The organism is Paracoccus aminophilus JCM 7686 (assembly GCF_000444995.1).
GTDB lineage: Bacteria > Pseudomonadota > Alphaproteobacteria > Rhodobacterales > Rhodobacteraceae > Paracoccus > Paracoccus aminophilus.
Map to the genome: position 1 here is coordinate 1,098,129 of NC_022041.1, position 21,868 is coordinate 1,119,996.

The window sequence follows — 21,868 nt, forward strand, 5'->3', positions numbered from 1 at the left end:
AGACGCCATGTCCGTTGTCGGTTTTCTGATCCCGGTTTCGCTGGCGCTTGGCGGCCTCGGTCTTTGGGGCTTCATCTGGTCGCTGCGCCGCAATCAATATGATGATCCCAAAGGCGACGCCGAGCGCGTCTTGAGCAGCGAATGGGATGATAAGCCGCGCCCGCGCTGATCGTTGTTTCTTTGAACCAGAGAGCGCCAATGTAAAAGCGCGGCCCCTCGGCCGCGCTTTTTGCATGTCTTGGTGAAAGGAGGCGCGCTCAGTTGCCGAGCACGCGGCATTCCTGCTGGCGGGCGTGAAGGCGGTCGCAGGCAAGTTGCGCCGTCGATTTGGTCATGCCCGAGAAATTGGCCTCGAAGCCACGCTTGGTATCGCCGACCCGGCGAGAAGCATTGCCGAAGGCCGCGCTTTCTTGCAGCGCGGTCTGAACCAGAACCTGCTCGGCTTCGCTGCGCGATTTGAAGAGCCCAAGGCTCACGCCATAGCCTTTGCCGCCGCCGCTGATCCGCGAGACGACCTCGGTCGCTTCCTGCGGCGCGGGCTCGTCGGTGGCGAGCGAGGCGAGGATGATGCTTTCCTCACGACGTGCCGGGGCCATCGACGAGGCCAATTCAACGGTTTCCGGCTGAGGCTCTTGCGATTGCACGAAGAGCGAGCCGGGGGTCGAGGTCGCGCCGGTGTCAAGCTGGCTGACCTTGTCATTGGCCTTGCCGCTGCGCCGGATCGGCCGGGGCGAGCTGGTCAGGCCGCCCGTGCTGGTGGCTGCGGCGCTGTCGCCTTCGGGCTTGCTTTCGGGCCGGGCTGCGACCTCGACCTCTGCCGATTTGGTGGCAATCGAGGCGGTGGCCGTGGCGCCCGGACGGCGCTGGGGCCGCGTGCTGGTGCCAAGGTTAGCGACCTCTTGATCCGCCGGGGCCGAGGCGCGGCGCACCGCGGCGGCCACGGCAGCCGGATCGGCGACCGACGCGCTGTTGGTTTTTTGGGCCGGGCGCGCCGAGGTCGAGATCTTGAAAGGAGCGGGGGCAGCAGGCTGCGGTTCGGCCCGAGCGACCTGGACGGTGCGCTTAATTTCGCGCTCGACCATATACTGGGGCGGCTCGGGCTTGACCTCCTTTATGTTGTTCGGCGCCTGTCCGAACCCCGCGTCAAGCAGCTGGGACATGACCTGATTGCGGTGCGCCGTCGATTGCCCGCCCAACACGGTCGCAATCAGGCGCTTGTTGCCGCGCTGCGCCGAAGCGGTGAGGTTGAAGCCCGCAGCCCGGGTATAGCCGGTCTTGATCCCGTCAGCGCCTTCATATTCTTCAAGAAAACGGCGGTTGGTGCTGGCCACATTGGCGATCCCGGCATCGGCGGTGCGACGCGAGAAGATCGAGTAATATTGCGGAAAATCGTAGAAAAGATGGCGACCGAGCAGCGATAGATCGCGGGCCGAGGAATAATGGCCGCTCGCGGTCAGGCCGTTCGCATTCGCGAAATGGGTGTTTCGCATGCCAAGATTGCGCGCCATCGTGTTCATTTGCTGAGCAAACACGGCCTCGGATCCACCACCCAAGCCTTCGCCGATCGTGGTCGCGGCATCATTGGCGGATTTCACGGCGGCGGCGCGGATGAGATAGCGCAGCTCGATCCGTTGACCGGGCTTCAAGCCAAGGCGCGAGGGCGGCTGGCTGGCGGCATGTTCAGAGACAAGGAATTTCGTATCGAGCCGCACCTGCCCGCGCTCAATCGCGGTAAAGGCAAGATACAGCGTCATCATTTTGGTCAAAGAGGCAGGATGCAGTCGAGTATCCGCATTCTGCGCATAGATTTCTTTGCCGCTTCGTGCATCCATCACATAGGCGGCAAAAGGCGCCGCAGCTGCTGCAAAGGGCAGGAAACAAGCCAACAGGACCAATAGTCCCGCGCGAAGGCGTTTGGTGAATCTGCTCACTGTCCGATCTCTTCTGCCTGTGCAGACCCGTTCTATTATGCGGGTCATTGTTTAATTTGATCATAATAACACGCCAGCCTTTGTCCGCAAACTGCCGTTTTGCAAAAGATCCGGGCTTTGCCGGGGTTCTGGCCGAAACCTGCCGTATCCCCGAGGCGGGGCCCGCGCCGGGTGGTCCCGGATCGGACCTTGGCCGGGCGAGATGCGGGCAGGGCTTACATCGGGCGGGAAAATCCCTATATTCCGCAAAACCTCCTTCATATTCCGCCGTGACCGAAGCCATATGACGAGCATTCCGAACGATCGTGACGACGCTGACCTCGCGGTCAAGACCAAGCCCAAGACGCAGCGACCGCCTATGTATAAGGTGCTGCTTCTGAACGATGATTTCACACCGATGGAGTTTGTCGTCTATGTTCTTGAGCGGCTTTTCTCGATGACGCATGGGCAGGCGATCGAAATCATGCTGACCGTTCACCGCAAGGGGGTTGCGGTCGTGGGCGTCTTCTCGCACGAGGTCGCAGAGACCAAGGTGGCCCAAGTGATGGAACTTGCGCGCCGCCAGCAGCATCCGCTGCAATGCACCATGGAAAAAGAATAGGGAAATTCGTGTCCGGATCTCGTATCGAGCTTGCCTTCGGCGATCAGGCGCCGCAGGGCAGAATCCTTCTTTTGGGCGCGGGCCGAGAGGTCGATCTTTCACCTTTCGATCCGGCTCAAACCCAGATCGTTCAGGGATTTTTTCCTGATGTCAGGGCGTTGGAGGCGCGCGGCTTTCGCGTCGTGACCGAGGCCGAGGGCGAATTCGCCGAAGCTGTCGTCTTTATCCCGCGCGCACGCGCTTTGGCTCGCGCTCGGATTGCTGACGCGGCTGCGCGTCTGCCTGCGGGCGCGCCTTTGTGGATTGATGGCCAGAAAACCGACGGAATCGACTCGGTTCTGCGCGAGATCCGCAGCCTCGTGCCGGTCGATGAGGTCCATTCCCGCGCGCATGGCAAGATCTTCCGCCTGACCCAGCCCGAGGCGCAGTGGTGGCCCGAGGATTGGCACGCGCGTGAGACCGTGGCCGCCCCCGGCATGATCACTGTTCCGGGCGTCTTTTCTGCCGATGCGCCCGATCCGGCCTCTGCCGCGCTGGCCGCGCATCTGCCCGAGAAACTACCGACCCGAATCGTCGATCTCGGTGCAGGATGGGGCTGGCTTTCGGCGCAGATCCTGACCCATCCGGGCGTCGAGGTCCTGCATCTGGTCGAGGCCGATGCCGCCGCTCTGGCCTGCGCACAGCGCAATGTCACCGATCCGCGCGCGCGGTTCCATTGGGCCGATGCACTGCATTTCAGCCTGCCCGAACCGGTCAATGCGGTGATCATGAACCCGCCCTTCCACGACGGGCGCGCGGCTGATCCCGCGCTTGGCGTCGGCTTCATTCAGGCGGCGGCGCGCCTTCTGACCGGGGCGGGACGGCTTTGGATGGTCGCGAACCGCCATCTGCCCTATGAAACCGCGCTGCGCGCCTCTTTCGCCGATGTCTCGGAGCTGGGTGGCGATAACCGCTTCAAGATCCTGACCGCGACCGGGGCTGGGCGCGGCACCGATCAGGCACGAGGACGGCGCCGATGAGCTCTTCGATCCAGGGCAAGACCGCGATTGTCACTGGCGCGGGCAAAGGCATCGGGCTGGCGATTGCGCGCCATTTCCGTCAGGCTGGCGCCAATGTCGTCTTTGCCGATAATGACGAACGCGCGCTGGAGGATGAGCTCGGCGCCGAGATGAACGGGCAGGGCAGCGTGCGCGGCTTTGCCGGAGATCTTGGCCAGAAGCTGACCCAAGCCAATCTTGTTTCTGCGACGATCGACGCTTTCGAGCGGGTCGATATTCTGGTGAATGCCCATCGCGCGGTGCAGGCCTGCGATCCGATGTCCACCGATGAGGATCTTCTGAGCGAGATGATGCGCCAGAACATGACCTCGGCGCTGAAGCTTTCGCAGCTCGTCGCCAAGCGCATGACGACGCAGGCACGCGAGGAAGAGCCCGAGATTCAGGCGGGCTCGATCATCAATGTGATTTCGCTTGCGGCGGATCGGCCCCAGCCTTTGATGCTGGCCTATTCGATCGCGAGCGCGGCGCAGGCGCAGGCCTCGCGCTCGATGGCGATGGCCTTGGCCGGGCAGAAGATCCGGGTGAACGGCATCGCCTTTGCCAGCATCATGTCGAATGTGATGCAATCGAGCCTCAAATCCGACCCGGCGCTGCGCGAGCGGCTGGTTGCGGCGACGCCGCTTGCCCGGATTGCGGGCGCCGAAGAGTTGGGCCCGGTCGCGGAATTTCTGGCAAGCGAGGCCTCGGGCTTTATCACCGGCCAGATTCTGCGGGTCGATGGCGGGCGCAGCCTCGCCGATTCTCTGACGCCGCCGGTCTTCTGACGCCACCGGCGCTCGAATTGGGCTGGATGCGAAAGGGCGGCCGCTTGGGCCGCCCGTCTTATTTCTTGGTCTCGGGATAGGCGGTTTTGCACGCGGCAATCGCGGCATTGGCCGTCGGCGCCAAAGCGGCGCGGCGCGCGATTAGATTGTCGCGTTTGCGCGCCTCGGCCGCCGGATCGATCGGCACGCGGTAACGCTGGGTGTCGGCGACATTGCGCAGGCAGGGCCGCGACACCATCACCGGCTCGCCCTTGCGATTGCGCACCACGGCGCGGCAATCGTCCCATTCGGTCCGGGTCACCTCGCGCTCTTCCCAAGCATAGCCGCGCGCGAGATTGCCCTCGACCTCGGCCAGCAGGTTCGAGACGACGCGATATTCGCTGGTATTGCGCGAAATGCATTGTTCCTGCGGGGTTCCGCAGGCTGCCAGCGCCAGAACCGGCAGAAGGGCAAGGGTGATGTTGCGGGGCATGGCAGGGGCCTGTAGTGGTGAACTCGCTTCTAATTTCGAGCAGACCGACCAGCAATTCAAGAGACAGGAGAGCGCAACCATGCAGATGACCGAGGAACGCACAGAGGCGGCCGCATGGTTCCATCTTCTGCGCGACCGCATCGTCGCCGCATTCGAGGCGCTCGAGGACCGCGCGGGGGGCGATCATGCGCCGGGTCGTTTCACCGTGACGCCGACGGTCCGGCCGAATAATGGCGGCGGCGGGCTCATGTCGGTGATGCGTGGCGGTCGGGTCTTTGAAAAGGTCGGCGTCAACTGGTCCGAGGTCCACGGCGAGCTTGCTCCGGCGGCGCAGGCGGCGATGACCGCGCGCGGTGTGCCGGGCGTGGCTGACGATCCGCGCTTCTGGGCCAGCGGCATCAGCCTTGTCGCCCATATGCAAAACCCCCATGCCCCGGCGGTCCATATGAACACGCGCATGTTCTGGACGCCGTCGGTCTGGTGGTTCGGCGGCGGCAGCGACCTCAATCCCTGCCTCGAATATCCCGAGGATACCGCGCATTTCCACGAGACGATGAAATCCGCCTGCGATCCTTTCGATGCGGGCTATTACCCGCGCTTCAAGGCCTGGGCGGATGAGTATTTCTTCATTCCCCATCGCGGTCGTGCCCGCGGCGTTGGCGGGATTTTCTATGACGATCTGAACACGGGCGACTGGGCGCGCGATTTCGCTTTCACGAAATCGGTGGGCGAGGCCTTTCTGCCCGCCTTCCTGCCGCTCGCCGAAAAGCGCCATCCCCAACCTTGGGGCGATGCCGAGAAAGACGCCCAGCTCGTGCATCGTGGGCTCTATGCCGAATATAATCTGGTCTATGACCGGGGCACGAAATTCGGGCTCGCCACCGGCCATGATGCCGATGCGGTCTTGATGAGCCTGCCGCCGATCGCCAAGTGGGTCTGAGCGCAAGCTGATCTGAGCAAAAACACGAGGGCGGCCCGCTGTTGAGCCGCGCCTTCGGGCCTTAGGCTTCGGGGCTCAGCTTTGGGCCTCGCAAAGATGTTCCCGGCGGTGATGGCACCATTCGCCCGCTGCCGCATTATCCGGGCAAGGCACGCGCCCGAAGACCAAGCCGCGCCTGTGTCTGTGACGAGTGGGATGAACATGCGTTTCTCGTGGAAGTCGGTTTCCTCCAATCTGCATCATCTGGCCGCTTTGGCCGGGCTGGCGCTTCTGCCGATCCCGGCGACGGCGCGAGATAGCAGTGATGAGGGCATTACCCATCAGATCGCGCGGATCGACGCGCAAAACCTTGAAATCTTTAGTTTCCATCCGCAGAACTGTCCGTCTCCGGCGATTCTCTTGGTCTTTCACGGCGATGGGCGCGCGGCGAAGTCCTATCTGAAATCGGCGCGTCAGCTGGCCGAGCGCGGCTGTTTCAGCGTCTATGCGCCGCTTTTCGATTCGGCGCGCTTCCCGGGTTGGTCCTATCATCGCGGCGGTCTGGTCGAGGATGGCGCGCTGCGCCCCGAATCCGAATGGACGGTCGAGATGGTGCGCGATCTTCTGGTCTGGGCCCGCGCGCAAGAGGGCCGCCCCGATGCCGATGTCTATCTCTTCGGCCATTCCGCCGGGGCTCAGTTCCTGTCTCGCGTCGCGGCCTATGCTTTGCCCGAAGGCGTCGACCGCATCGTGATTGCCAATCCCTCGACCTATGTCCTGCCGACCGAAGGCGAGGCGGTGCCCTATGGCTTCGGCGGCCTGCCCAAGAGTGAGGCCGAGCATTGGATGAAGGATTATCTCGCCGCGCCGATCACGATCTTTCTGGGCTCGGAAGACACCGGCTCGAAGGATCTAACAATGACGCCCGAGGCGATCAAACAAGGCAGCAACCGGCTCGATCGCGGGCAGCAGACCTATGAGGAGGCCAAAGAGATTGCCGCCGCGCATGGCTGGCCGTTTAACTGGGAGCTCGTGTATGCCGAGGGGGTCGGTCATAGCGGCAAGGGCATGCTCGAATCCAAGGAAGCGACGCAGGCGCTTGGGTTTTGATCTGAACCTTTTTGTTTGATTTTCCACTCTTCGGCAGTAAGTCAAGCTGATCGATCACATGAAAATATTGCCGTTTTCGAGAGCTGGACGATTGCAGATGAAAAGCGGAATATTAAGAAAAGAGGCCCGTAAGAGCGATGCGCGACTTTAGCGCAGACCTCCGATCCGGTCGCCGCGCAAGAGCCTAACCCGGGTTAAATCACCATCGGCGGCATTGGGCGCAAATCTTTCGGGGCGCTGTGGGCAAGGGCAAAGCGAAGTCTCGCCTGAATCGCGCATATGTTGCAGCAGGAACTGGCCGAGCTCATCTGTTGCGTCATTCTGCGCGTTGCGGGACTGCTGATTTATAGCCAGACTCGCCGGATCGGTTTAAGTGATCCTCTTTGGATGTAACTTACAAAACCAATCGGTTTTGTTTTCTCTTTTATTATTATATATCAGATGGTTTCTTGCGTTACCTGAGCGAGTTTCTTTGCGGATTCCACGCTAAATCCTGCGTGATCTGCGTCATCTCGCAATTTCGTCTCAAGTCAATCTCGATCTGGTTGCCCTAAGGGAATTCTCCTTTTGGCAGAACAACCTTCGCTTGAAAGCTCGTCCCGCAAGAGACGAGGATGATTTTCGATCTCCTTTGGCGTGAGCGAATGCCATTTTCTCAAATTCGGGGAATTTGCGCCAAAAGTGGTGCCGCGTTAGCGTGACGCGAAGCTCGCGAATTTTAGCAAAAGGGGCTGGTTAGATGGCCACGTCTACCATTGGCAAGAAAAGAATATATACGGCCAAAAGAGCATTCAGCACCCGCAGGGTTCCGCGCAATGCCATGAAAACCCTGATTACGGGCGACCATCGTCCCGAGCCGGGCGATCTGGTGCTGGCGCGTATTGATGAAATCGGAAAACAGGCCAAGCTGGAATTAACCGATGGGCGGCGGGCCCATCTTTTCCCCGGCGATGAAATCGTTGTCTGCTATGGCAACCGCTATGCGCCCGACCAATATGAGGCCAAGATCGGCCCGGATTTGGCGCCTTGCGATCTGGTGGCGGCGGGCGGGCTTGCCTCGATCGAGCTGACCCGGCATCTGCGCATCCGCCCGCCGACCCAGATCACGCCGCTTGGTCTGATCGGCGATGCCCACGGGCATCGTCTCAATGTCATGCAATTCTCGCTCAAGGCTTCGGATGCACCGCCGCAGATCCCGGCGATCCTGTCGCTTGGCACCTCGATGAATGCGGGAAAGACGCTGACGGCGACCTCGATGGTGCGCGGCTTCAAGCGGCTGGGCTTCAAGGTCGCGGCGCTGAAGATCACCGGGACCGGCGCGGGCGGCGACATGTGGATCGTCAGTGATGCCGGAGCCGATGTCTCGCTTGATTTCACCGATGCGGGCTATGCGAGCACCTATCTCGTCTCGATCCCGGATATCTTGCTGGCCACAAACCGGCTGATGAACCATGCCGCCGATCTCGGCTGCGACATTGCCGTGATCGAGATCGCTGACGGGTTGCAGCAACTCGAAACCGCGCAGCTGATCCGCCATCCCGCCATTCTCGATATGGCGGTCGGCACAGTTTTTGCTGCCTATGATGCGATGGGGGCGAAATACGGCGTCGATGTGCTGCGCGAGGCCGGGCATAGCGTGCTTGCGCTGAGCGGGCGGCTGGGGCTGTCGCCTCTGGGCGTGCGCGAGGCCGAGGCGGCTTCGGGGCTGCGGGTCTATTCGCCCTTCGAGCTGCAGGAGGGCATGTTGATCCCGGTCATCCGCGATCAGGCCTCGCGCCGGATTGCCGCCCATCCCCGTCACCAGCATTTCCACGAAAGGCTGGCGCAGGCGGTGCTGCCCTCGGATATCGCGCTTGGGAACCTCATTCCCAGCGCCGAGACCGAGGGCGCGCGTCCCGATGCCTTGACCACGGCATTGGCGCGCGATCTGCTGAGCCGCGCGGCCGAGCATCTGATGGGGCGCGAGGCGGATGCTTTGTGCGGCGTGCCCTATGGCGAGCGGCGGCGCAATCGCAAGGACTGGCGCAACGGCTTTGCTGCGACGACCTGGACGACGGATCTGGGCGAGATCGAGCTGATGGTGCCGCGCCTCAAGCGCAATGGCTATGCGCCGGGCTTTCTCGCCCGTCCCGAAACGCCCCGGGCCGAGCTGCGCGCGCTTTTGAGCGCCGCGCCGGATGGCTTTGCCGAGGCCGCACGCGCGCTTTTGGTCGCGCTTGGGGCAAACGAGGCCAGTTGCGAAAGCCTGGCTGGGCTTTGTGACGCGCTCAAGCAGCTCCTTCAGCCGGCCTTGCCGCAAAGAGCTGCCTTGCGCGCCATGCCTTTGCCCGGCGCCGAGCGGTTCGTCGGCCAAAGCGACGGCGACCCGCAGGAAGAAGAGGCCGAACAACTGGCTGCGGCTCTGGCCTTCTCGCGGCGCAGCGAGGCCTTTTTCGAGGTCGATGCCGAGCTCTATGGCTATGGCCCGCGGGGCGTGCTGCCCGCGACCGCTGCAGAGTAACGCAGCTTCTGCTGGCGCGGCGCCCTGCGGGGGGCCGCGTCCGCGCGCAGGATCATAAGGCGATTGAACGACATGGCGAGACGCAGAAAAGCGGGCAGGGTGACTGCTCTGGAAATGGCGTGGCGGGCTTCGCGACCGGGGCTGGTGACCGTGATGGTGTTCACCACGATCTTCAACCTGTTGAAATTCGCGATGCCGCTTTATCTGGTGCAGGTGCTGGACCGGGTCCCGGCGAGCCGAAGCATCGAGACGCTGGTGATGCTGACCGTGCTGGTGGTCATCGCGATCCTGTGCGGGCTCGCGCTTGATGTCGTGCGCCGCCGCCTGCTCGTCAATTGGGGCATGTGGGTCGAGCGCCAGTTCGGCCCCCGGATGCTGCATCGCGGCCTCTCCGAGACCCGCGCCGCGCGCCAAGCCAGCGAGATTTCCCGCGCGCTGACCGATGTCACACGGCTACGCAGCTTCATCTGCGGGCCGATGGCCTCATGGCTCGATGTCATCTTCGCGCCTTTGTTCTTTCTGGGCGTCTGGATGGTCCATCCGGTGCTTGGGCTGATCGGCCTGATCGCACTGGCGCTTTTGATTGCGGTCGGCGTCGCCTCGGATCTGCTGACCCGAGAGCCGCGCCGGGTTTCAGGCGATGCACAGCGCGAGGCAAGCTCGCTTGTGACCGCCGCAGAGCAGAACAAGGAAAGCGTCGGCGCGCTTGCCATGGCGCCGATCCTGACCGAGCGCTGGCGGCGCACCGCCTCGTCGCGACTTGACGAACGCGAGCGCATCGAGGGCCGCCAGATCCTCTTTCGCACGATGATCCGCGGGCTCAACCAGTTTTTGCGCATTGCCATGATCGCCGCCGGTGTCTGGCTGGTCGTGCATGGCGCGATGACGCTTGGCGGGATCTTCGCGGCGCGGATCATGGCGGGCTTTGGCTTCTCGCTGGCCGAAAAGGCGCTGCGCAACTACCGCAATCTGCGCGAGGCGATGACCTCTTATGGCGCGCTAAAAGAGCGGCTGACCGATGAGGATGTCGCGCGCACCTCGGTTTTGCCGGGCACCGAAAGTGCGCCGGTGGTGATCGACAAGCTGACCTTTCGCCATGCGGGGGCGCGCGATGATCTGTTCCGCCGCCTCTCGGTCACCTTGGCCTGCGGCGAGGTCCTGATCATCAGCGGCACGGCGGGCATGGGCAAAACCTCGCTTTCGCGCCTGCTGGTTGGCATTCTGGAGCCGCGCCACGGCCAGATCCGGCTGGGCGATGTCGAACTCGCGCGACTGCCCTCGGATCTGCGCGCGACGCTGGTCGGCTACATGCCCCAGCATACCGAGCTTTTCGCAGGCACGGTACGCGAAAACATTGCCCGGATGGGCGAGGGCAGCTTCGCCGATGTCGTCGCGGCGGCCAAGCTTGTCGGCATCCATGAGCTGATCGTCGGCCTTGTCGATGGCTATGACACCGAAATCACTGGCGACACCTTTGGGCTCTCGGGCAGCGAGCGCAAACGGATCGCTTTGGCCCGCGCCTTCTATCAGATGCCGCGCCTGATCGTGCTTGATGAGCCGACGGCCAATCTCGATGCGCCCTCGCGGCGCATCGTCGAGGGCGCGATCCGGGCGGCGACGGCGGCGGGCTCGTCGATCATCATCACCCAGTCGATCCATTCGGCGCGGCTGGCGCGGCTGGCCGACCGCTTCCTGATCCTTGGCGCGAAATCGCCCGAGATCGCCGAGAACAGCGACCGGCAGGCCGAAGAACGCGCCCGCAATGGTCTGAGGAGTGTGCAATGACCGAGATCGACCGCGATCCGCAGGCGCAAAACGTCGCCGCCGCTAGCACGCCCGATACCCCTTCGGCCCAAACGCCCGCGCCGACCGACGAGCGCGCCGAGCGCCGGTTTGGCGATCCGCGCCGCGAAACTCCGGTCTGGGCGCAGGCCGAGACCAGTGGCGACCGCCCCTTCAGCCGCGGGCTGATCGCGGCCGGTTTCGCCATTATCGCGGTCTTTGGCGGCACTTTTTATGTCTGGGCTGCCAGCGCGCCGATCGAGGGCGCGGTGATTGCCCAGGGCGTCGTCAGCGTCGACAGCAATGTCCGCACGATCCAGCATCTCGAGGGCGGGATCATTGACGCCATTCTGGTGCGCGACGGCGACCGCGTGGCGACCGGGCAGGTGCTGATCCGGTTGCAGAACACGCTGTCCTCCTCGACCCGAAACGAGTTACAGGCGCAATATTTCGAGATGCGTGCGACCGAGGCGCGCCTTGTCGCCGAACAAGAGGGCAAGGCCGAGATCGCCTTTCCCGCCGAGCTGACCGACAAGATCGGCGACGGGGCCGCGCGTGCCTCGATCTCGGGGCAGGAGAGCCTCTTCCAAAGCCGTCGCAAGCTTTTGGCCGACCGTTTGACCATTCTCGACCGCACAAAGGCCGGGCTTGAAAGCGAAATCACCGGGCTCGAGGGCCAGATCGCCTCGTCCGACAAGCGTTTGGGGCTGATCGCCGAAGAGCTGCGCGATGTCGAAGAGCTTTACGCCAAGAACCTGACCAACAAGCCCCGGCTCTTGCAATTGCAGCGCCAACAGGCCGAGTTGCAGGGCGAGGTCTCCAGCTATCAGGCGGGCATTGGCACGGCGCGGCAAAAGATCGACGAATCCGATCTGCGCATGGTCGAGATGCAGGCCGCGCAAGCCGCCGAGGTCGCCGATGGGCTGCGCGATACCCGCGCGAAGCTTTACGAGCTGCACCAGCGTTTGACCGCCGCCGAAGATATCGTCGGGCGCACCGAGATCCGCTCTCCGGTCGACGGGATCGTCAAAGGGCTCACTGTCCATACGATCGGCGGCGTGATCGCGGCGGGCCAGCCGCTGATGGATGTGGTCCCGGTCAGCGACAAGCTGGTCATTCAGGCGACGCTCGATCCCCTCGACATCGATCAGGTGGCCGAGGGGCAGCCCGCGCAGGTCTGGCTTTCGGCGGTCAACCGGCGCAGCCAGACGCCGCTTGATGGGATCGTGACCACCGTTTCGGCGGATCGCATGACCGATGCGGCCAGCGGCGCGCCCTATTATCAGGCGCGGGTCGAACTGGACCGCGCCGAGGTCGCGCGCAGCTCTGTGCCGATGCAGCCCGGCATGAGCGCCGAGGTGATGATCCGCACCGGCGCCCGCACCACTTGGGACTATTTGTCCTCGCCAATTTCTCAATTCCTCTCGCGCGCGATGCGGGAGGGCTGATTTTCCATTGATCTCTTTGAGTGAGGATTTGCCCATGAAAATGACGACCTCAGCCGTATATCTTCCCGGAAATATCTATACCCGCAGGCTTGCGCTGGAGTTGAGCCTTGAGGGCGCGGCCGGGGTCGAGCTGCCCCCGCAGCGCCTGCGCGATGTGGCCAAGGCCTTTGGCTTCATCCGCCATTCGGTTCTCGATTTCCCGGCGTGGCGCCGGGTGACGCGCGCGAAAGAGCCGGTGCCGGTCGCGGCATTGGTCGAATTGCTGGCGGTGCTCGTCCAGCGCTATGCCTATTGGCCGGTGAAGTTTTGCGGCTGGCGGGCACAGCCCGAGGATCTGAGCGCGCCGACCGCTGCCGCGAAAGGGGCGCAGGCCAAGGGCTATGCGATCTTTGAAATCAGCAGCGAGGGGCCGGGCCGCGAGGCGGCGCGGGTCGCGCTGACGCTGGCCGAGGCGGTTGTCGAAGGGCGTGACGGCGCGGCTCTGGAAGAGCTGTTCCTGTCGGAAATGGCGGGCTTCCTGAAGAAGACCCTGCGCGAGACGCCCTCGGCCGATGCGTTGCTGATTGCGCGGGCGGCGCAGGCGCGCGGGATTCCGTGGTCCGTGCTGTCACGCTCGCAATATCTGCGGCTCGGCATCGGGCGCGATTCCCATACGCTTTATGGCACGGAATCGACCAATACGACCTCGATCGCCCGGGCGATTTCGCGCGACAAGGCTTTGTCGAACGATCTGCTGCGCCGCGCCGGTCTGCCAGCCGCGCGCCAACGCACCGCGCGGACCGAGGATGAGGCCGTGGCCCATGCCCGCACCCTTGGCTTCCCGCTGGTGGTCAAGCCGCTGACCGGCAATATGGGGCAGGGCGTGACGGTTGGCGCGAGCGATGAGGCGCAGATCCTGCGCGCCTTCCACCGCGCACGCGAGGTCTCGCGCGATGTCGTTCTGGAAACCATGATCGAGGGCGACGAGACTCGGCTTTTGGTGGTCAATGGCCGGATGATCTCGGCGGTGCGCCGCCATCCGGCGCAGGTGCGCGGCGATGGCACCAGCACGGTGCGCGCGCTGGTCGAGGCCTCGAACCGGCAGCCCGAACGTGAGCAGGTCCTGACCGGGCGCATGGCGGTGATGAAGCCGATCCAGCTAGACGGTGAGGCGCTCGAACTGCTCGCGGCGCAGAAGCTGACGCTCGAGGCCGTCCCGCAAGGGGGGCAGGTGGTGCTCTTGCGCCAGGAATCGAATATTTCGCGCGGGGGGCATCCCGAGGATGTGACCCGGCTTGTCCATCCCTCGATCCGCCGTGTTGCCGAACGCGCGGCGGCGGCGGTGGGGCTTGATGTCTGCGGCGTCGATTTCATCACTACCGATCTCTCGGCGCATTGGAACACGACCGGCGGCGCGATCTGCGAGGTCAACAGCCGGCCCGGCATCAATATGCATCTCTTTGTTTCGGGCAAGGGCGCGGGCCGGATCACCGATGCCTTCCTCGATATGCTTTTCCCCGACGACAGCCGCCCGCGTCTGCCGGTGGTCGCGCTTCTGGGCGAGCCCGAGGAAACCCTGCCGCTGCGCCGCGCGATCGAGGCCACGGCGGCGCGCGCCAATCGTCCGCTCGCGGTGGTGACCACCGAAGAGCGGCGCACGACCGTGCTCAGCTCGTCGCGGTGGGCGGCCACTGCGGCGGGGCTCATCTGGGACGATCTGGCCGAGGCGGCGGTGATCGAGATCACGCCAAAGCAGCTCGTGCGCGACGGCTTGGGCTTTGACCGCGTCGATCTGGCGGTTCTCCCGCCCAAATCGGTCACCGCGACGCAAGAGCTCGCGGCGCAGGTCCTGCGCCATCTCGCCGGGCCGCGCGTCGTGATCCGGGGCGAGGCCGAGGCGCCCGCGCAGGCGCTCGCGGCGCTTGGCCTGCCGGTGACCGCCCTTGACGACCAGCTTGTCCAAGGCCCGTCGGCCAATCCGGCTGCCGCCCCTCGGCACGAGACCAGCGCCGACGAATTCACCGCGCTTTTTGTCGGAGATGTCGGCTTTGGCGAATCCTATATGCACCACCCGCGCGTCGCGGGTCTGCAGCAGCTTCTGTCCACGCAGGGGCATGGCTATTCGCTGGCCGGGCTTCAGGGCCTTCTGGGCGGCGCCGATCTGACGGTGGCCAATCTTGAGGTGCCGCTGGCGGGCCGGCCCGATCTCGCGCTGCAAGGCCGCAAGAAATACCTCGGCTGGAGCGATCCGAGCCGCAGCCTTGCCGCCTTGCGCGACGCCGGGATCGACGCGGTGACGCTGGCCAACAACCATGCGCTCGATTGCGGCACGGAGGGGCTGTCCGAAACGCTTTTGCGGCTGCGTGAGGGCGGGATTGCGAGCTTTGGTGCCGGGGCGGATGCCGAGGCCGCCGGTCTGCCCTTCATCCACCGCTTCACCGTGGGCGGGGTCGAGCGCTCGCTGGTCGTCTATGGCGGCTTCGAGACGCGCGCCCGCTATGAAGAGCGCTATCGCTGGTATGCCGATCGCGGCTTTGCCGGGGTCTCGAAGATCGATCCCGACCGCATCGCCCGCTCGGTTGCGGCGCTGCGTCAGGTTCTGCCCAATCCGCTCTTCATCGCTTTCCCGCATTGGGGCACCGACTACGAGCCGATCACGGCGGGCCAGCGCGAGACTGCGGCGGCTTTGGCGAAGGCCGGGCTTGATCTGGTGATCGGCCATGGCGCGCATTTCTCGCAAGGGGCCGAGATCGTCGAGGCCTGCCCGGTGCTCTTCAATATCGGGAATTTCGTCTGGAACACCCCGGGACGGTTCAACAAGCGTGATGTCGCGCCCTATGGCACGGCGGTGGCGCTGATCTTCCGGCGCGGACAGCGCGGCGGGCCGACCCTGCGGCTCTATCCGCTGATGGTCGACAATGCGCAGACGAACTTCCAGAACCGCCCCGTCACGCCAGAGGAGTTCCCGGCAGCGGCACAGGTGATCACCGCGGGCTGGCCCGGTCGTCCGCGCCGTCTGCGCAATGCTGATGCGCCTTATCTTGAGATGAAACTGCCGCTGCGTGAGGGGGCACAGCCCGCCGCCGCGACGGCTTCTGCGCGGGCGCGTCCGACGAAACGCAAGACGGCAACCTCGGTCGCGCCCCGGCCGAATGGCGGTGAGCAGCCCCATCTGTAACGGGGAAGCGCAACGCCGGGTCACCGCAACAAGACCAACCGCGCCGCCCTGTCAAAGGGGCGGCGTCGGCATCTCGAAGGGTTCGAGATATCGGCGCGAGCTCTTTGGAATGAAACGGTTTTCAGAAATGGAAACGCGACCACAGGGTCGGGTGTTTCGGGTTCAAATCTGAAGGGGGGGGAGATGGTGCCCGGAGACGGATTTGAACCGCCGACACGCGGATTTTCAATCCGCTGCTCTACCAACTGAGCTATCCGGGCCAGCAGTCTCTGCTGTCGTGAGGCGGTTACTAAGGCAGGTTCGTGACGCTGTCCAGACCCGAAAAGAAGAAAAATCACTCCTCGCTGTCGAAATCTGAAACCGGCTCTGCCGGGATGCGATAGTCGCCGCGCAACCAGCGCGCCAGATCGACATCTGCACAGCGTTTCGAACAGAAAGGCGTATATTCCTCGACGGCAGGTTTGCCGCAGATCGGGCAGGCGGCGCTGCTCACGCAGCACCCCCGGCCAGCCGCGACAGCAGCACGCGGTCGCGTTTGCGGTTGATCTCGAAAAGACCCATCGCGGTCCAACCGATCAGCACGGTTTCCGAAGATTCCGATTTGAAGGCCGCGCGCAACACCTGTTCCAGCGTGCCGCGATCACGTTTCGGGATCGGCGCAAAATCGATCACGATCTGGCCGCCGATGCCGCGCAAGCGCAGCTGACGCGGCAGATCGCGCGCCAGCGCGATATTGGCCTTGAGCCCGGCGGCGGGCGAGGTGTCCGCGCCGGTGTTCACATCGACCGCGCTCAGCGCGCGCAGGGATTCAACCGAAGCCCAGGCGCCATTGCCCAGATCGACCCGCGGCGAGAGGAGCGCGAGCACGGCATCCTCGGCCCCGGTATCGGCAAAAGCCTCTTCGCCTTCCTCGATCGCATCGGGCTCGGGGAAACCCCAATCGCGCCAGGCGGATTCGGCAGGCGTCGGCGCATCCAGCAGCAGCTCGGGCGCGCCGCTCAGATCTTCGCCAATCTCGCGCGCCAAGGCTGCAAGCTGGGCAATCTCGTCGCGGATGTCCTCGTCATCGGCCAGCACTGCGGCGCTGCGGATGATCAGCCCCGGCGCATCTTCCGCCGGGCCAAGCACCTCGGCGGCGATCGCGGTCAGGCCCTCACGCTCATCACTGTCGCGGATCTGGCGCGAGACATTCACGCCGGGCGCGCCGGGGGTGACGATGACATGACGCCCGCGCAACAGCAGCCGGCTCGACACCGGGATGGCCTTGCCCTCTTCGGCGACGCCAGTGATCTGGACGATCAGGTTCTGTCCTTCGCCCAGACCATTGCGGTCGCGCAGATAGCCGCGCGCGCCGTCGGGCAGGCGCAGGAAAACCCCGCCCTGCCCCTTGACCAGCCGATCGACCTTGGCGCGGCAAATCGCGCCGGGGGCAAGAGGGGTGATGTCGCTGGGATCGATCAGCAGATCCTCAAGCTGACCGTCGTGCATAAGCGCCGCGGCCTCTTGCCCGAGGACGCGGCCGATGATGACCTGACGGCCTTTCATGGATGATCTCCGTAAATTCCAATGCTGGCGAGCAGCGTCGCCGTCTCGGCGAGCGGCAGGCCGACAACGGCTGTGAATGAGCCCTGAAGCCAGGGCGCGAAGGCGGCGGCGCGACCCTGAATGGCATAGCCGCCCGCTTTGCCTTGCCATTCGCCCGAAGCGACATAGGCCGCGATATCCGCCGCCGTGAGCGGCCGAAAGCGAACGGTGGTTTCCACCATCCGCTCGCGCAAACGCCCGTCGTGCAGAAGCGCGACCGCGGTCATGACGGCATGACGACGCCCCGACATCAGGCGCAGGAAGGCGCCCGCCTCGGCAGCATTTTCAGGTTTTCCCAGAATGCGCGGACCGACCGCGACCACCGTATCGGCGGACAGGATCGCGCCCTCGGCCGTGCCCTGCAGGGCCTCGGCCTTTTCACGAGCCATGCGGCGGACATAGATCCGCGGCAACTCGCCCTTTGCAGGGGTCTCGTCGATATCGGCGGGCAGAACGAGGTCGGGACGGATGCCGAGCTGGCCAAGCAGCTCCAGCCGGCGCGGGCTCGCGGATCCGAGCGTCAGTTTGGGACGCGGCGCGATGTCACGCGCCAGAGCGGGCGTGGCCATGGCAGCCGCGCGCAGCCCCGTATCACTTGAAGCGGTAATTGATCCGCCCCTTGGTCAGGTCGTAGGTGTTCATTTCGACTTGAACGCGGTCGCCAGCAAGAACCCGGATGCGGTTCTTACGCATCTTGCCTGCCATATGCGCGATGATCTCATGGCCGTTTTCCAGCTCGACCTTGAACGTCGCATTCGGCAAGAGTTCCTTCACGACGCCGGGGAATTCGAGCAGTTCTTCCTTGGCCATGATCTCTCCTGATTAAATAACCCGCATTTCGCGCGGGCGCGAGCTACATGCGACCACCCGGCCCATATTACAAGCGGAATTTGCCCTTCTTCCCGTCAAAGCGCCTGAAAAGACACATTTGCCGGGAATGACGCGGCGATTCCGGCAAAGCCGGAGAGGTCGGTCATGCCTCGCTCAGCTGTATGTAGGGCGGGGCGAGAGATCAGACAAGCCCGGAGTGAAGCTATCGTCTTCGTCGATCGAGAAAGCGTCGCTTTGCGCATTATCCTGTTCTTGATCATTGCTTCGGAAGCTGTCGGGCTCGTCGAAATCGATGGTCGGAAGCGCCTCTGGATCCGCGTCAGGACGCGCGAATTCCTCGCCGCCAAAGGCCGCAGCCGCGCCGTCCGAAAGCTGGGGCGGCGCGAAGGCCGGCACTGTCGTATGGGCAGCGCCGTGAAGGCGGATGGCGTGAAACCCCTCCGCCTCGCCCAACCGTCCGGTGGCCAGAACCTGCCCGCTCTCGGTTTCCAACTGCGCGGTGTCGAGGCTGCCGTTCGTCAGCGGGATGACATCGCCCGGCCCCAATCCCCGCAACGCCTTGAGTGACATCTTGCGCCGACAGAGCACCCCGACAAGCGAGACCGGCGCATTGCGCATCTGAGCGGCCAGATCCTCGGGGTCGGAGAAAATCGGCTCATCTGTGCCGATCTCCGCATGGGACAGCAGATCGGGCTCGGGAAGCGCAAGCGAGCCGCTCTCCCAGACCGGCGCCGCCGGAGTTTGCGGCAGGGCGATCAGAATGGTGCCGTCACGCTGGCCGCCTTGACCGATCCGGAACCGCAAGGTCAGCCGCGTGAATGGCACCTCTTCCAGCATCAGCATCAGCGGGCGCGGATCGTCGAGATAGCTCGCATAGGAAAAGCCACCATAATCGGGCCCCTCCACCCCCCTGATCTCCTTGCCCAGCTCGGCCAGCAAAGCGGTCACGAAATCGGCCGAAATCGAGGCATCGGTGCGGGTCGGACGACGCGGGCGCAGCTGGCGAGAGGACACGCGCCCGATTGCCTGCACTTCGATCAGCGAGGCGATCAGCGAGGGGCAAAGCGCCACAACCCCCAAACTGTCCGAGCCACCATGAACCACGGCAAGCAGCGAGCGGTCGGGGAACAGCTCGGCAAGTTCGGGAACGCTCGTGCTATCCTCTTCGACGCTTTCGACAAAGATCGCGAGCCCGTAAAGCTTGTCGGCCACCCGCCCCAAAGCCACCGCCGCCCCGCGCGCCGGAGAGACCGGCTCGATCGGCAGATCCATCAGCGGCGCAGGCGCGTCAGCGAAAAACGTCTCGCTTGGCCGCTCGACCAGCAAACGGCGCAGGATCTCGGCATGGCTCGGCCCCCGAGAGGGTTGGATCGCATCCGCCCCGGTTTCCTCGGTCCCGCTCTCGGTCGTGGCATCTGCATCAGTCATGGTCATCTGGCCGGCATTCTCTGGTTCGTCTGTCCGACCGTCGCAGCAATTGATTGCGAAACCATTGACCCGGCCACGCCTGCCGGGTCTTTCATGCAAAAATATCCCGGGGGAGGCCCGTCAGGGCCGGGGGCAGCGCCCCCAACCAAGGCTCTCCCGGGGCCAGAGACCGCTAAAGCTCGTCGAAGTAACGAATCGCTTTCCCGACCATATCGGCAAAGGTCGTGGCGCCCAGCTTGTCCTTGAGCGTCATCGAGACATTCGAGACGGTCTTGTAGCTGATCCCCGCGCGCTCGGCGATCTCGCGATAGGACAATCCTTCGGCGACGCCGCGCAGGATATGCTCCTCGCGCGGGGTCAGCCGCGGGCGTGCGGAAAAGGTCCCGGGCTGGTTCATCAAGGCAATCTTGCGGGCCATCTCGGTCGAGACATAGCTGCCGCCACGCACGACCTCGATAAAGGCATCGGCAATTTCCGAGGACGGAGAATCCTTATTGATCAATCCATTACATCCAGCCTGCAAGGCGCGGCGTGCGATGATCGGGCTGCGGTGCATGGTAAAGACAAGGATCGGCAGCCTTGCCCCCACCTGGCGCAGACGCGCGATCAGACGGATCCCCGCGATCTTCTGCTCGCCGATGGTCAGATCGACGACCATGGCATCGGGCGCCTCATGCCGCCAGGCGCGAAAGGCGGCCAGCGGGCTTGCGACCGGGATGACCTCGCAGTCCATCCGGTCGCGGATGATGCGCCCCCAGCCTTCAGCGACCACCGGATGATCGTCCAGCACGACGACGCGGCAGGGGCTGGGCGCGGGGATCGAGGCAGGCAGGGTCATAGAGGCATCCGCAATTCGGTCAGAGTCAGGTCATTTCGGCGATAGGGCGCAGTATAGACCGCGCCGAGGATCAAGGCACGATCTTCCATGCCCGATCTGCCAAGCCCCGCGCGATTGCCCTTGGGGCCGCTGCCATTGTCGCTGACCACGGTCACAATCTCGCCGGGCGCCAGCTCCATGCGGACATGGATCCGGCTTGGATTGGCGTGGCGGATCGCATTGAGCACGCTTTCGCGCACGAAACGGAAGATCGCGATCTCGGCGGCCTCACCGGCGGCAGCTCGGGGATCGGCATCGAGCGTGATCTCGATGTCGGGCGCCATTTCCGAGAAATTGAAGGCGAGTTCGTGCAGTAATTCCTCGAGATTGGCGTCATCGAGCGTCATCGGCCGCAGGTCCTCGATTGCCGCGCGCGCGGTCTTCTGGACTTCGCCGGCATGGCGGGCAATCGCGGCGAGCGCCTCGGCAAGCTGCGCCGACTCGGCGGGCGGCAGCTTGCCCGCCGCCGCCTCGGCTTGGCCGACCGCCGCGCGCAAGGCGAAAAGCTGCGGGCCCATTTCGTCATGGAGATCGCTTGCGATCAAAGCGCGCTCGGATTCGGCCAAGGTCAGCATCCGCTCTTGCAGGTGCCGGTTCTCGGCCCGGCCCGCGACCAGATGGCTGGCCAGCGCATTGACCCCTTCGGACAGCGCGGCCAGCTCGCGCAGACCGGAATCGGGCGCGCGCACCGCAAGGTCATTGTCGCGCATCCGCGCCATCGCGCCCTCGACCAGCCGAAGCCTGCGGCTGATGAACAGCGAGACCATCATCGTCACCGCGACCATGACCGTGATCGCAAGCGCCAGCAATGGCAGCGCGATGCGCAGGGTTTCCCAGGTCTTGGCGATCTCATCCGACGGATCGGTGGTGATCGTCAGAATACCGATGACGTTAGGGTATTTGCGGATCGGAAAGATGTCACTTTGCGGCGGCGGCGTCAAAAGCGCGGTCAGCCAAGCGGGCGGGCTTGGTCCGTCGGGCTTGGCGGTATCCTCGGGCGCGATCCGGCGCCCACGGGTGTCATCGACCCAGGCCGAGACATGGCGCAGCGCGTCGATTTCGGTGGCGAGGCGGCTGGCTTGGGCCAGCATATCCTCGCGCTGAAAGGCGGTCGGCAGGCGGAAGGTCGCGGCGGCGGTGGCCAGATGAAAGGCCGAATCCGTCTCGGTCCGCACCGAGCTTCTCGCATTCACGATCACGATCGCGCCGACGATGGCGCAGACGATCATCCCGGCCAGAAGCGAGCCGAGAAAGGCAATGAGGGTCAGCGAGGCCTTGTGATTGGCCGCCGGACGCGGCGCATGGTCGGCCGTGGTGCCGGGCTTTTGCCACGGCGCGGGCGCGCGCGCCGCTTCTGCGCCGGTTGCTGTCTCTGCCGCGCCGCTTTGCATGGGGTGTCGAAGACC

General features: G+C 64.4%; 19 protein-coding genes and 1 tRNA gene. 10 read left to right on the plus strand and 10 right to left on the minus strand.

What is annotated here, in order from left to right; all coding sequences use genetic code 11:
- Nucleotides 1–7 precede the first annotated feature (7 nt).
- Nucleotides 8–169 carry a cbb3-type cytochrome oxidase assembly protein CcoS gene (gene ccoS / locus JCM7686_RS05465; protein ID WP_020949862.1) on the plus strand — a complete coding sequence of 54 codons (162 nt, stop codon included), beginning with the start codon at nt 8–10 and terminating at the stop codon, nt 167–169.
- A gap of 88 nt (nt 170–257) precedes the next feature.
- Here the strand turns inward: ccoS and JCM7686_RS05470 are convergent, their stop codons facing one another.
- On the minus strand, nt 258–1,979 hold the full coding sequence (locus JCM7686_RS05470; RefSeq protein ID WP_020949863.1) for a D-alanyl-D-alanine carboxypeptidase family protein: 1,722 nt from the start codon (nt 1,977–1,979) through the stop codon (nt 258–260).
- A gap of 235 nt (nt 1,980–2,214) precedes the next feature.
- Between JCM7686_RS05470 and clpS the strand changes: the two genes are divergently transcribed.
- From clpS to JCM7686_RS05485, 3 genes are read left to right on the plus strand one after another with little or no spacing between them, the layout of a single operon-like run.
- A complete protein-coding gene (gene clpS, locus JCM7686_RS05475; RefSeq protein WP_020949864.1) occupies nt 2,215–2,532 on the plus strand; it encodes an ATP-dependent Clp protease adapter ClpS in 318 nt (105 codons plus the stop codon).
- Between the two features lie 8 nt (nt 2,533–2,540).
- Entirely contained in the window at nt 2,541–3,551 is a 1,011-nt protein-coding gene (locus tag JCM7686_RS05480) for a class I SAM-dependent methyltransferase (RefSeq protein WP_020949865.1), read from the plus strand.
- The gene (locus tag JCM7686_RS05485) at nt 3,548–4,354 is read left to right on the plus strand and encodes an SDR family NAD(P)-dependent oxidoreductase (RefSeq protein ID WP_020949866.1); all 807 of its coding nucleotides are present in this window, start codon (nt 3,548–3,550) and stop codon (nt 4,352–4,354) included. The genes JCM7686_RS05480 and JCM7686_RS05485 overlap by 4 nt, the downstream gene beginning before the upstream one ends.
- Before the next feature lie 58 nt (nt 4,355–4,412).
- Here the strand turns inward: JCM7686_RS05485 and JCM7686_RS05490 are convergent, their stop codons facing one another.
- The gene (locus JCM7686_RS05490; protein ID WP_020949868.1) at nt 4,413–4,826 is read right to left on the minus strand and encodes a hypothetical protein; all 414 of its coding nucleotides are present in this window, start codon (nt 4,824–4,826) and stop codon (nt 4,413–4,415) included.
- 79 nt (nt 4,827–4,905) lie between these two features.
- Here JCM7686_RS05490 and hemF point away from each other — a divergent pair, with 79 nt between their 5' ends.
- The 6 genes from hemF to JCM7686_RS05520 all read left to right on the plus strand — a co-directional run bounded on the left by hemF (nt 4,906) and on the right by JCM7686_RS05520 (nt 15,742).
- Nucleotides 4,906–5,766, plus strand: a complete 861-nt coding sequence (hemF, locus tag JCM7686_RS05495) for an oxygen-dependent coproporphyrinogen oxidase (protein ID WP_041527149.1) — start codon at nt 4,906–4,908, stop codon at nt 5,764–5,766.
- Between the two features lie 195 nt (nt 5,767–5,961).
- Complete coding sequence (locus JCM7686_RS05500) at nt 5,962–6,855, plus strand: alpha/beta hydrolase (RefSeq protein WP_051201518.1); 894 nt, start codon at nt 5,962–5,964, stop codon at nt 6,853–6,855.
- Between the two features lie 820 nt (nt 6,856–7,675).
- Nucleotides 7,676–9,355: a transposase gene (locus JCM7686_RS23335; RefSeq protein WP_051201519.1), complete on the plus strand. Its 1,680-nt coding sequence runs from the start codon at nt 7,676–7,678 to the stop codon at nt 9,353–9,355.
- Nucleotides 9,356–9,427: 72 nt separating this feature from the next.
- Nucleotides 9,428–11,140 carry a type I secretion system permease/ATPase gene (locus tag JCM7686_RS05510; protein ID WP_084621030.1) on the plus strand — a complete coding sequence of 571 codons (1,713 nt, stop codon included), beginning with the start codon at nt 9,428–9,430 and terminating at the stop codon, nt 11,138–11,140.
- Nucleotides 11,137–12,585: an HlyD family type I secretion periplasmic adaptor subunit gene (locus JCM7686_RS05515; protein ID WP_020949872.1), complete on the plus strand. Its 1,449-nt coding sequence runs from the start codon at nt 11,137–11,139 to the stop codon at nt 12,583–12,585. The genes JCM7686_RS05510 and JCM7686_RS05515 overlap by 4 nt, the downstream gene beginning before the upstream one ends.
- 34 nt (nt 12,586–12,619) lie before the next feature.
- Nucleotides 12,620–15,742: a CapA family protein gene (locus JCM7686_RS05520; protein WP_020949873.1), complete on the plus strand. Its 3,123-nt coding sequence runs from the start codon at nt 12,620–12,622 to the stop codon at nt 15,740–15,742.
- Between the two features lie 184 nt (nt 15,743–15,926).
- On the opposite strand, the gene JCM7686_RS05525 is transcribed toward JCM7686_RS05520, so the two are convergent.
- The 8 genes from JCM7686_RS05525 to JCM7686_RS05560 form a co-directional block, all read right to left on the minus strand.
- Nucleotides 15,927–16,002: transfer RNA gene (locus tag JCM7686_RS05525), tRNA-Phe, on the minus strand.
- A gap of 74 nt (nt 16,003–16,076) precedes the next feature.
- Nucleotides 16,077–16,235: a DNA gyrase inhibitor YacG gene (locus JCM7686_RS05530; protein ID WP_020949874.1), complete on the minus strand. Its 159-nt coding sequence runs from the start codon at nt 16,233–16,235 to the stop codon at nt 16,077–16,079.
- A complete protein-coding gene (locus JCM7686_RS05535; protein ID WP_020949875.1) occupies nt 16,232–17,287 on the minus strand; it encodes a ribonuclease E/G in 1,056 nt (351 codons plus the stop codon). The genes JCM7686_RS05530 and JCM7686_RS05535 overlap by 4 nt, the downstream gene beginning before the upstream one ends.
- Complete coding sequence (locus tag JCM7686_RS05540; protein ID WP_020949876.1) at nt 17,284–17,895, minus strand: Maf family protein; 612 nt, start codon at nt 17,893–17,895, stop codon at nt 17,284–17,286. Before JCM7686_RS05540 ends, JCM7686_RS05535 begins: the two co-directional genes overlap by 4 nt.
- Nucleotides 17,896–17,917: 22 nt before the next feature.
- Nucleotides 17,918–18,136 carry a translation initiation factor IF-1 gene (gene infA, locus JCM7686_RS05545; RefSeq protein WP_020949877.1) on the minus strand — a complete coding sequence of 73 codons (219 nt, stop codon included), beginning with the start codon at nt 18,134–18,136 and terminating at the stop codon, nt 17,918–17,920.
- Nucleotides 18,137–18,310: 174 nt separating this feature from the next.
- Nucleotides 18,311–19,591: a flagellar motor switch protein FliM gene (locus tag JCM7686_RS23340; RefSeq protein WP_051201520.1), complete on the minus strand. Its 1,281-nt coding sequence runs from the start codon at nt 19,589–19,591 to the stop codon at nt 18,311–18,313.
- A 166-nt stretch (nt 19,592–19,757) separates the two neighbouring features.
- On the minus strand, nt 19,758–20,423 hold the full coding sequence (locus tag JCM7686_RS05555; RefSeq protein ID WP_020949879.1) for a response regulator transcription factor: 666 nt from the start codon (nt 20,421–20,423) through the stop codon (nt 19,758–19,760).
- Nucleotides 20,420–21,853, minus strand: coding sequence for a sensor histidine kinase (locus JCM7686_RS05560; protein ID WP_020949880.1), 1,434 nt, complete (start codon nt 21,851–21,853; stop codon nt 20,420–20,422). The genes JCM7686_RS05555 and JCM7686_RS05560 overlap by 4 nt, the downstream gene beginning before the upstream one ends.
- Nucleotides 21,854–21,868 lie beyond the last annotated feature (15 nt).